At 33.4% G+C, this 10,992-nt stretch carries 8 protein-coding genes and 1 pseudogene; 3 read left to right on the plus strand and 6 right to left on the minus strand.

Annotated features, from left to right (window positions below):
• Positions 1–212: 212 nt before the first annotated feature.
• A pseudogene (locus EAI80_RS09880) lies at positions 213–1,301 on the plus strand (6-phospho-beta-glucosidase); the annotation flags it as partial.
• Between the two features lie 581 nt (positions 1,302–1,882).
• Here the strand turns inward: EAI80_RS09880 and EAI80_RS09890 are convergent.
• The 5 genes from EAI80_RS09890 to EAI80_RS09910 are packed head-to-tail and all read right to left on the minus strand — an operon-like array spanning position 1,883 to position 6,769.
• Positions 1,883–2,485 carry a DUF6198 family protein gene (locus EAI80_RS09890; protein ID WP_161220328.1) on the minus strand — a complete coding sequence of 201 codons (603 nt, stop codon included), beginning with the start codon at positions 2,483–2,485 and terminating at the stop codon, positions 1,883–1,885.
• A 47-nt stretch (positions 2,486–2,532) separates the two neighbouring features.
• Positions 2,533–3,366, minus strand: coding sequence for a hypothetical protein (locus EAI80_RS09895; RefSeq protein ID WP_129981887.1), 834 nt, complete (start codon positions 3,364–3,366; stop codon positions 2,533–2,535).
• Positions 3,353–4,687 (minus strand): patatin-like phospholipase family protein, encoded by a 1,335-nt coding sequence (locus EAI80_RS09900; RefSeq protein ID WP_129981888.1) that lies wholly within the window; start codon positions 4,685–4,687, stop codon positions 3,353–3,355. The genes EAI80_RS09895 and EAI80_RS09900 overlap by 14 nt, the downstream gene beginning before the upstream one ends.
• Positions 4,684–6,126, minus strand: coding sequence for a 4-alpha-glucanotransferase (gene malQ / locus EAI80_RS09905; protein WP_129981889.1), 1,443 nt, complete (start codon positions 6,124–6,126; stop codon positions 4,684–4,686). The genes EAI80_RS09900 and malQ overlap by 4 nt, the downstream gene beginning before the upstream one ends.
• A gap of 1 nt (position 6,127) precedes the next feature.
• Positions 6,128–6,769 carry a lactate utilization protein gene (locus EAI80_RS09910; RefSeq protein ID WP_129981890.1) on the minus strand — a complete coding sequence of 214 codons (642 nt, stop codon included), beginning with the start codon at positions 6,767–6,769 and terminating at the stop codon, positions 6,128–6,130.
• Between the two features lie 73 nt (positions 6,770–6,842).
• On the opposite strand from EAI80_RS09910, the gene EAI80_RS09915 reads away from it, so the two are divergent.
• The gene (locus EAI80_RS09915) at positions 6,843–7,367 is read left to right on the plus strand and encodes an isochorismatase family cysteine hydrolase (RefSeq protein ID WP_129981891.1); all 525 of its coding nucleotides are present in this window, start codon (positions 6,843–6,845) and stop codon (positions 7,365–7,367) included.
• Between the two features lie 119 nt (positions 7,368–7,486).
• Positions 7,487–8,551, plus strand: coding sequence for a branched-chain amino acid aminotransferase (locus tag EAI80_RS09920; RefSeq protein WP_129981892.1), 1,065 nt, complete (start codon positions 7,487–7,489; stop codon positions 8,549–8,551).
• An 813-nt stretch (positions 8,552–9,364) separates the two neighbouring features.
• Here the strand turns inward: EAI80_RS09920 and EAI80_RS09930 are convergent.
• Positions 9,365–10,696 (minus strand): citrate synthase, encoded by a 1,332-nt coding sequence (locus EAI80_RS09930; protein ID WP_129981893.1) that lies wholly within the window; start codon positions 10,694–10,696, stop codon positions 9,365–9,367.
• Positions 10,697–10,992 lie beyond the last annotated feature (296 nt).

Here is a 10,992-nt window from a genome sequence, read left to right on the forward strand (position 1 = left end):
TATTGTTGGAATATTTCTGAGTGAACTGATAAAGAGAAGCTTTCTTAGGCTTTAATACTTTGTTTGACATATGATTATACCTCCATCTAATTTCTAATCTAATTATAGAACAGATGGGAAATTCATGTGTCTGGTTCAGCTTCATGAACGCCGTTTAATCGGTGTTTATGAAATTTAATTTTCACTGACCTGTGGTTTGTGGGTATTCAAAAAACATTTTTAAAGAATGTAAAAAATATGGGATTGAACCATTAGTCACAATTAATCATTTTGATTGCCCAATGCATTTAATTCATAAATTTGGTGGCTGGCGTAATAGAGAAATGATTGATTGTTTTGTTAAATTAGCTAAAGTATTATTTGAAAGATATAATGGTTTAGTTAAATACTGGCTCACTTTTAATGAAATCAATATGATTCTTCATTTTCCATTTGTAGCAGCAGGATTAAGATTTAAAGAAGGTGAAAATAAAACCCAAGCTATGATTACCTGCGCACATCATGAATTGGTTGCAAGTGCTCTAGTTACAAAATTAGCTCATGAGATAAATCCTGAAAATATGGTAGGTTGTATGCTTGCTGCGGGTTCTTATTATCCTGAAACATGTAATCCTGAAGATTATTGGAAATCAATTTGTGATGATAGAGAAAGTTATATGTTTATTGATGTGCAATCACGAGGCTATTACCCAAACTATGCCTTAAAATGGATTGAAAAAAGAAATGCAGAAATACCATTTGCAAAGAATGATGTAAATATCTTAAAAGAAAATACAGTAGATTTTATTAGCTTCTCATATTACTCATCTCGTGTTTCTAGTGCTAATCCTGACAAGGGAAAACAAACAGAAAGCAATATTTTTGCTTCAGTTGTTAATCCATATTTAGATACAAGTGATTGGGGATGGCAAATTGATCCCTTAGGATTAAGAATTACTATGAACGAAATTTATGATCGTTATCAAAAGCCATTGTTTATTGTTGAAAATGGTTTAGGGGCCAAAGACAAGATTGAAGAAGATGGTTCTATTCAAGATGACTATCGTATTGAATACTTAAAGAAACATATTCAAGCAATGAAAGATGCAGTGGATGAAGATGGTGTTGATTTAATGGGATATACAACTTGGGGATGTATAGATCTTATTTCTAATGGAACGGGTGAAATGGAAAAGAGATATGGCTTCATTTATGTTGATAGAGATAATGATGGCCACGGTACTTTTAAACGCATAAAGAAAAAATCATTTGATTGGTATAAAAAAGTCATTGCAACTAACGGTGAAGACTTAGATAATTAATCATAATTGGGTAGACGAGAAATAGTATCAATTCTAAGATTAATCAATATTACTGCGTCTCCCATTGCACCGTATGTAACAAGTCTCGTATACGGCGCTACATTTACATGATAATTTCAAACTCACTTTGATAATAATTAAGGGGATTGACCAAGCCAGGTCTATCCCCTATTCTTTTAATCAAATTTTAGGATTAATAGTGAACTACCTCGACTTAATACTCCGTATTAGAAGTCAAGACTTCTAGGATGCTTACGCATCCGTTTAAGAAGATTGATATTTAAGTCTCCACCTATTGTTAGGCAATCCTTATTCTTATTGCGTGTCCACTTCGCCTCTACTGTATAGGATGTTTACATCCACAACGCTACTTTTACGCATGATATTTAATGCACCCTTTACATCTGCCTAAGGTATGATACGTATTTCCTTCACTTCAACCTTTATAGTATCGGCTTGTAGTTCACCACACTTGGCGGTAATTACCTGTGGTCGGACTATCTCTGACTGAATTAGTGCCATGCTCAGCACAAAAAAAGGCAGATATGCATAGATGAGCATATTTGCCTTTTTAATCTTCTTTATTTAGCAAACTCTATTTCTGTGACAGAAAAATAAAGCCTAGAAATACTTGTTTCAAGCAAGGCAATCATACGGCCTGTAAAGATCATAGAAATCACTGTTCCTAGCCCAATACCCAATATACCACCTGTAAAGACAAAGCCAATAATAAGAGATATTACAATGGAAATACCATCAAAGAGATTCTTACCAAAACCAAAACCTTTATGACACTTTTCTCCAATAACACTTGCTAAGCCATCTGCAGGATTAGGTACTATTTTCATACCTACAGTGAGTGATGCCCCAATGCCCGTAATTACAATCGCAAGAATAAGCATCATTAAACGTGCTGAATAACTAGAAGCGACAGGAATAACTCCATCAAAAACCTGAATAAAAAAGCTTGTTACTAAACTAGCATGAATCTGTAAGAATTGAAAATAATCAAACTTCTTACCTAATAAAATCCATTGAATAATGACAAGTAAAACATAATAGATAAAAGTCATTACACCAATAGGAATATGAGTGAGATAGGCGATATTATAGGCTACAGAGATGATGGGTGACACACCTAATTGTGTCTTTGTATTGAGATCAATACCACAGCCTAAAATCAATAATCCTAGAAGATAAATTCAAATTCTTTTATAATTCAGTTCCTTCATTATTTAACTGTCTTTGAAAAACTATGCATGCTTGTCATCTGCTTCTGTAATTCTAGATCATCTCTCTTGACCCATTCAGCTACTGCATCATCTTTAGATGTATGAACAGATAAAACATGCACAGTATCATGATTTTTTTCATTTTCAATATGATACTTATGGAAAATATTTTCTACAAATTTTTTAATATCTTCTTCTGATTGATAATGAAGATCACGATAATCGAAGGTAGAGTATTCTCTTTTTGTTTGTATACGATAATGTTTGACTTCTGATACAATCCAGTAAATTCCTCTATTTTGAATCTTCTTTGAGATATGACTGATTTCGATAGACATAGGATCCTGTTTTTCCTTACATTCTAAAATAGATTCATCTAGAGTACGATATAAAACATAAGTGTTCTCATAATCACCTTTAGACGTTTTAAAGCCATCACGAATCATTCCTAAACTCTTAAAGCCTACTGTATCTAAAACTATCTTTAATGTTTTAGTGACTGTATTTAATTGCATAATTGCATATCCAGCTTTAAATGCCTGTTCTAAAGAGTCCTTAATCAGACTATCTAGTTCTTTCTTATAGTCAGCTTTAATTGCATAAGAACAAGTTGCAATATGCTTGCAATGTCCGGTTCCTAAAGGTCTAATCAAATAAGCACCTACTAATAGATGATCATCAAGCATTACACCACAATATGATGCTGATTCAATAAAATCATCAAGAACAGGTGTGTCTTCTTCAAGATAAAGTTCTGTTTCAATCACTTCATTAAAAAGAGAAACAACTTCTTTTATATCTACTTTCTGGCATTTCCTTTTAATGATGTTCATTTGATCCACCTCCTATTAATAAATAAATGAGTGAAGCCATCATTAGTTCCTTTTTACAGAACGTATAATACGACTTCATATCCATTGCTTCCTTGTATTTCATTTGATGTAGAAAGAATCCCACAATTGATTCTCTGTTGAGATGATTTTGTAAGAAAGATAGATTCACCTTTGTCAGACTTAATTCCTGAGGGAAATAATCCTTTTCCATATATTTCTCAAATGCATTAAGAATCATATTTTTGTATTCTTCAAATGCATAAACCTTTAAATCATCAAAGCCCATTAATTCTCCAATAAAATCTAAAGTAATATATGTATAATCTTTGAGATTTAAGATTATTTGATGATTGGCTTCTAATAATAAAGATGTCAGTTCTGAAGAATTACTATTAAAGAATCCTCTCATTTCTTTTTCCATCATCAATAATTGTTTATAGTAATCATGAAATACTGTCTGATTTGAAGGAAGAAAAGTATACTGATTACCTTCATAATTTCCAAATAACTTATAAGCCATTAAGTAGCCCAAACGCCTATTTCTTTCTAGCGCATCCTTATTAAAGTCCATAAAACCACCTAAATCAACTGGTGGACATGAATAAAGAATAGAAGGACGATTGATATATTGTGGATGAACCGGAATAAGATGCATATCCACTACGACTATTTCATCAGCTCCCATATCTAAAGCAAGATCAATAGGAAGATTATCACTAAATCCCCCATCAATATATTTATAACCATTTATTTCTGTCATTGGAAAGACAGGAAAACAGGCACTACTTGCAAGTAAATAGTCAAGCATATGACCTCTTTCCATTTCTGATTTAGTCTTATAACATGCTTTCATACTTGGAAACTGCACTGTACATATACCAAAATCAATAGGTGAAGACAATAAACGTTCTTCATCCATCAGTCCACGGCAGTGTTCTACAAAAGGTGTATTATCAGCCCCTTTGTTTTTGAAATAGTGTTTCAAAAAAGATTGTGCAAGAGATGTCTGCTGGGCAATGGATTCTTTAAGTTCAGACAAGTTACTTCCCTCTTCCTTATTAAATAAAGAAGTTGTCATAAAGTCATCTTTTAAATCAGTCAAATCAGGTGCATTATTAAAGACATGATCCATATCTAATATATTCCATGTATACTCTAATCCTTCATAGTCTCCCATAGCGACTAATGCCCCATTGAGCGCACCAATAGAAGTTCCTGTTACAATATCAAAATGTTGGTTTAATTCTTTTGCAGCAAGTAAGAAACCTGCTTCATAGGCTCCTTTAGATCCTCCACCACTTAATACAATAGCTCTTTTCATAGAGTTTCATCTCGATTCGTATCATGAATGATTTTCTTCATGAATTTCATTTCTTTGTTGAATTCTGTAAAACGTGACATCTTCCATTCCCAGTTAGGAGATCCAATAGTACCTGGAGTATTAAAGCGTGATGTTTCTGGTTCTCCTAAAAGATCCCATACTGGAATAATGACAGATTCAGCAGGTAAATCCATACAATAATGAATCATCTGACGATGTAATTTACGTTCCCTATAACCATCTAATAAGAGTTCTATATCCTTTAAGCTATCTTTATCAAGATTATCATACCATCCCATTAATGTATCATTATCATGTGTACCGCTATATACAACAACCTTATCAAAATCAAATTCATCCTTGTAATGGAACTGGAAAATATACATACCCTTGAAATTATAATGATCTCTTAATTCATACACTTCATCTCTTAATAATCCTAGATCTTCTGCAAGAATATGTGTATCTGGATATTCTTCAAATAATTTGTCAAATAGTGCATACCCTGGTGCTTCTACCCATTCCCCTACTACTGCAGTAGGTTCTGATGCTGGAATCTTCCAATAAGTATCAAATCCACGGAAATGATCAATACGTACTTCATCATAAAGCTTATTCGCACTATGAATTCTATCAATCCAGAACTTGAAATTTGTCTTTTCTAGATGATCCCAGTCATAGATTGGGTTACCCCATCTTTGTCCAAATTCACTAAAATAATCAGGTGGTACACCTGCTACAAATGAAGGTGTGCCATCTTCGTCTAATAAGAAGTCTTCCTGATCTAACCAGCAATCAGCACTATCTAATCCTACATAGATAGGCATATCCCCTATAATCATAATCCCCTGATCATTCGCATATTTTTTTAATGCATACCATTGTTTGAAGAAATAATACTGTAAGAATTCCTGATAATTGATTTCTTTCTCAAAAGGTAACAGTTCAAAAGATTGATGTTTAGGGAACTCCTTATATTCCTCATGCCACTCTGTCCATGGCTTTCCCTCATTTGTTAATTTAAAAGTGCGGAATAAGGCATAACCCTCAACCCATTTATTGTTTTCTACAAACTGTTTAAAATCATCATTAAATTCAAATCTTTTATAAGCGAGTCTTAATAAGTCTTCTTTATGTGCACGTACAGCTTCATATTCCACTGTTTCAGCCTGTTTATTAAATGTTTTTAATTCACCTTTTTCAAGTAATCCATCTTTAACTAGATCTTCTAAATCAATATAAAGTTCATCACCCGCATAAGATGAATATGGCTGATAAGGTGAATTCCCATATGCTAAAGGATTAAGTGGTAAAATCTGCCAGATCTTTACATCTGATTTTTTTAGCTGATCTACAAATGTATATGCGTTCTTTCCAAAATCTCCTACACCATAAGATGATGGTAGTGCAGAGATAGGACATAGTATTCCTGCTTTCATATTAATAACCTAACTCCTGTCTCATAATAATTACATGAATTCTATCCTTGTTTCCCTGACGTGCAAGTTTGACATAAGATGCACAGATTCTTTGATCTGACATGCAATTGACACACTTACCAGCAACAGCACATCCTGTTTGACGGTGTAATCTAATCGCATTTGCCGGTGCTGACACGTTTTTAATATGATCAATGGCTTCTTCTTCTGATTCAAAAATCTTATTGACACCAACAACTACATAAACATCCTTAGGCCCATAGATCATTGCAGCCACTCTATTACCATTGCCATCAATATTATATAAACAGCCATCTGTTGTCATTGCATTGGTACTCGTTAAATAAATATCCGCATTAAATGCTTCATGATGAATCGCATTGATTTTTTCTTTAGTTAATCCTTTAGCATAACGATCAAGGAACTTCACATCACTTGCACGCACTAAATCTAATACATGCATTTCATCTAGTGACATAGAACCACCTACTGCTACTACCTTTTGGTCCTTGAAAATTGTCTTAAAATAATCATGAAGCTCTTCTTCAGTATTAAACACTTCACAAGTCATGTTATTTCTTTCTAATGCTTTCTTTAATCTCTCAATTTTCAAATCATACATACCCAATAAATTCTTATCCATAAAAAAACACCTCTCTGTCCCCTATTATAACATATGAAAGTGGTTTATAATAAATAAAAAAGGAGGTTTCATTATGAGTAAGAAACTACTAGTTGTTGTAGATTATCAGAATGATTTTGTGGATGGTGCACTTGGATTTGAAAAAGCAACCAAGATTGCCCCTTATATCATTTCATTAGTAAAGAAATATGAAGAAGAAGGTGAAGATGTCTGGTTTACTAAAGATACACACTTTAATAACTATCTAGAAACACAGGAAGGCAAGAATTTACCTGTTCCTCACTGTATCTCACAGACAAAAGGACATGAACTTTATGGAGAATTGCAGTCTTTAAGTAGAAATCATACAGTGATTGAAAAAAATACTTTCCCATCTTTAATGCTTGCGAACTTATTAAAGGATACAGCTTATGAAGAAGTAAGAGTAGTAGGAGTAGTGACTGATATTTGTGTTATTTCTAATTGTATTATGATTAAGAGTGCGCTTCCTGATGCAGTTATTGAAGTAGATACAAAAGGATGTGCATCTTTTGATGAAAACCTAGAAAAAGCCGCTCTTACAGTATTAGAAAAGAGTTTGCAGGTTAAAGTGATTTAGTGTTATTTTTCTGTTTTCCATAAATTATATAAATTGTTTTGTATTATTTCCTCATTTTGTATTGCATCTAGCAAATGATAGTACTATAATGAGAACAATTCTAAAGGGGGATTTTAATAATGGAAATCAAAGTAGAAAGAGCAAAGACTCTTAAAGAAAAGCCAGATCAGTCAAATCTTGGCTTCGGTAAATATTTTACAGATCATATGTTTGTATATGATTGGGATTCTGAAAAAGGATGGCATGATGCACGTATTGTACCATATGCACCAATTCAGATGGATCCAGCTACAATGGTCCTTCACTATGCACAGGAAACTTTTGAAGGCTTAAAGGCTTATCGTGATCCTGAAGGAAATGTTCAGTTATTCCGTCCAGAAATGAATGCAAAACGCATGAGAAACTCAAATAAACGTTTATGTATGGCTGAATTACCAGAAGAAGAATTCGTAGAAGCTGTAGAAACTCTTGTTAAGTATGAACAGGATTGGATTCCTACTGCACCTGAAACTTCTCTATATATTCGTCCATTCATGTTTGCAACTGAACCAGGTGTTGGTGTTCATCCAGCAAATAAATATAAATTCGTTATTATCTTAACACCAGTTGGAAACTATTATCCTGAAGGTGTTGCACCAGTTAAGATCTGGATCGAAGATGAATTTGTAAGAGCTGTTAAGGGTGGTACTGGTTTCACTAAATGTGGTGGTAACTATGCTGGTTCACTTGCTGCTCAGGTTAAAGCAGAAGAACATGGCTATACTCAGGTATTATGGCTAGATGGTCAGGAAAGAAAGTATGTTGAAGAAGTTGGTTCTATGAACATCATGTTCTTAATCAACGATACAGTAGTGACTGCACCTCTTGAAGGTTCAGTACTTCCAGGTGTTACAAGAGATTCAATGTTAACAATTCTTCGTGACTGGGGCTATAAAGTAGAAGAACGTCATCTAAGTGTTGATGAATTAATGGAAGCAGGACGTACTGGTGCATTAAAAGAAGCTTGGGGTACAGGTACTGCAGCAGTTATTTCTCCAGTTGGTGAATTATGTTATAAGGGTGAAGAAGTTCTTATCAATGACTTCAAGACTGGTGAATTAACTCAGAAATTATATGATACTTTAACAGGTATCCAATGGGGTAAACTTCCAGATAAGTTCAACTGGATTCATAAAGTAAAATAATTAAAAAGCGCTTCGGCGCTTTTTTTAGTGCTTATAATTGAGTAATCCAAAATGAAAGAGAGTATAAAATATATAAAATTGACAGTAGAATGCACGATTATAGTCCATCAAGGATAAACAGAACTATGGCAATAAGATGATCAAAAAAAATAGTGCGTAAGCGCAACAATAGAATCAAAGACTACAGCACGCATTGTGATTAATTACTGTCTTGATAATGATATAGGAATACTTATTGTGGGCTATAACGAAACATTTCAGAAGGATTCCAATATAGATAAAAGTAACAATGAGATACTTCAAGATAAGCTTGAATATCTCTGTAAATCAAATGGCATCATACTTGTAATGCAGGAAGAATCGTACACCTCATAAGCTTGCTTATGGGATAAGACCATTTCAATGGAAAGAGAATACATCATGGACAGTATAGAACAGCTGATGAGAATGTACTAAATGCAGATGTAAGTGGTTGTGGATGCAAGTATCCTATACGACAGAGGCGAAGTAGACACGCAATAAGAATAAGGATCAACTCGCATTAGGTGAAAACTTAAATACTAAGAAACTAAAAACTCCGACTTAATTTTAAAATTAAGCCGGAGTGGTTTATTTGCTGTGTTTTCCAATAATAAATACAGCAGCTCCAATAATTATGATTAAAGAACCACATATTGTCAATAAATAGGAAACAACCATATATTTCTCCTTAAGAGGGCAACATCCTTATAAAGATAGTAACATTTATTGGTTCAAAAGTGTAGTGTTTTTATTGAAAACAAAAGAAAAAATGCGATTTTAGTCGCACTTTCCCTATCTATCTTCGATATTTTTATATTCTTTAAGTTCTCCCACAAATTTAGTGGCAGGTCTAACAATTCGTCCACTATAAAGCTTAGATTCAATATTATGAGCGACCCATCCTACTGTTCTTCCAATTACAAAGAGTAATGTATAGAGATCTTCAGGAATACCAAGCATATCATATACTAAACCACTATAGAAATCGACATTTGTACAAACATGAATTCCTTTTCTTTTATAGATTTCCTCAATCGCAATAGCTGAGAATTTTCTATAGAATTCATATTCATCATGTCTGAATTTTTCATATGATAATTCTTCACATTGTTTAGCTAAGATTTCACTACGTGGATCACTTAGTGTATAAACGGCATGTCCAATACCATAAATAAGTCCTGTATGGTCATTAAAGTCCCCATCTAAGATATCCTGGACAATTTGTCTAATACGAAGTTCTGATGCATGTATACCAATTTCATTAATAACAAGTTCCATCTGCTTCTTAACCGCTAAGTTGGCACCACCATGCTTTGGACCCTTTAATGAACCAATAGCCCCTGAAATGGCTGAATAAATATCTGTACCAGTAGAAGATATAACAACATTTGTGAATGTAGAGTTGTTACCTCCACCATGATCTGCATGTAGAATAAGTGCAGTATTAAGTACTTCTGCTTCCTTATTAGAGAAAGTACCATCTCTTCTTAATAAATATAAAATCTGTTCAGCAATAGAATAATCATAATTCTGATGATGAATAATCATAGATCCCTTATCAAAATGATGTACCTTTGATTGATATGTATAGCTGACAATAACAGGAATCTTCGCAATCAAATCAATTCCCTTATCTAATGTTTCTAATACACCTACATTATCTGGATCATCATCATAGCTATAAAGCATCAATACTTCTCTTTGTAGCTTGTTCATGAGATTCTTCTCTGGATAGCCCAAAATATTTAATTCTAGGTATCTTTCAGGCAAGCTGTAATGATCGCTAATCGTCTTCTTAAAGTGTTCCAGTTCCTCTCTATTTGGCAAATAGCCAAATAGAATCAAGAAGCATACTTCTTCATAGAGGAAACGGCGTCCTTTTCCATTTTCCACAATGTCTTTTACATTGATACCACGATAATACAATGTACCATAGTCATCAACTTTTTCACCATCAACCTTCTTGTACCCCACTACATCTGATATATTTGTCAAACCAACTAATACACCAGTACCATCTTCATTACGTAAGCCTTTCTTTACAGAATACTTCTTATAAAGTTCACCAGGAATAGCTGTTTCATCCAATGATTTCTTAAAACAATCCTTTATATTCTGATCCATATCATCAACTCCTTTTTGAAGGTTGAATCTATTCTATCACATTATCCATAGATTGTATACAAGTATTCTTATTAATATCATAAGTTTTGAATACCCACAAACCACAGGTTAGTGAAAATTAAATTTCATAAGCACCGATTAAACGGCGTTCATGAAGCTGAACCGGACACATGAATTTCCCATCTGTTCTATAATTAGATTAGAAATTAGATGGAGGTATAATCATATGTCAAACAAAGTATTAAAGCCTAAGAAAGCTTCTCTTTATCAGTTCACTCAGAAATATTCCAACAATA

It is taken from the genome of Catenibacterium sp. co_0103, assembly GCF_004168205.1.
In the GTDB taxonomy this organism is placed as follows: Bacteria; Bacillota_I; Bacilli_A; order Erysipelotrichales; family Coprobacillaceae; genus Catenibacterium; species Catenibacterium mitsuoka_A.

Bases quoted from the DNA above. Each gene is read 5' to 3' on its own strand.
- EAI80_RS09895 (WP_129981887.1), bottom strand. From the start codon at position 3,366: ATGAACATCATTAAAAGGAAATGCCAGAAAGTAGATATAAAAGAAGTT.
- EAI80_RS09900 (WP_129981888.1), bottom strand. From the start codon at position 4,687: ATGAAAAGAGCTATTGTATTAAGTGGTGGAGGATCTAAAGGAGCCTAT.
- malQ (WP_129981889.1), bottom strand. From the start codon at position 6,126: ATGAAAGCAGGAATACTATGTCCTATCTCTGCACTACCATCATCTTAT.
- EAI80_RS09910 (WP_129981890.1), bottom strand. From the start codon at position 6,769: ATGGATAAGAATTTATTGGGTATGTATGATTTGAAAATTGAGAGATTA.
- EAI80_RS09915 (WP_129981891.1), top strand. From the start codon at position 6,843: ATGAGTAAGAAACTACTAGTTGTTGTAGATTATCAGAATGATTTTGTG.
- EAI80_RS09920 (WP_129981892.1), top strand. From the start codon at position 7,487: ATGGAAATCAAAGTAGAAAGAGCAAAGACTCTTAAAGAAAAGCCAGAT.
- EAI80_RS09930 (WP_129981893.1), bottom strand. From the start codon at position 10,696: ATGGATCAGAATATAAAGGATTGTTTTAAGAAATCATTGGATGAAACA.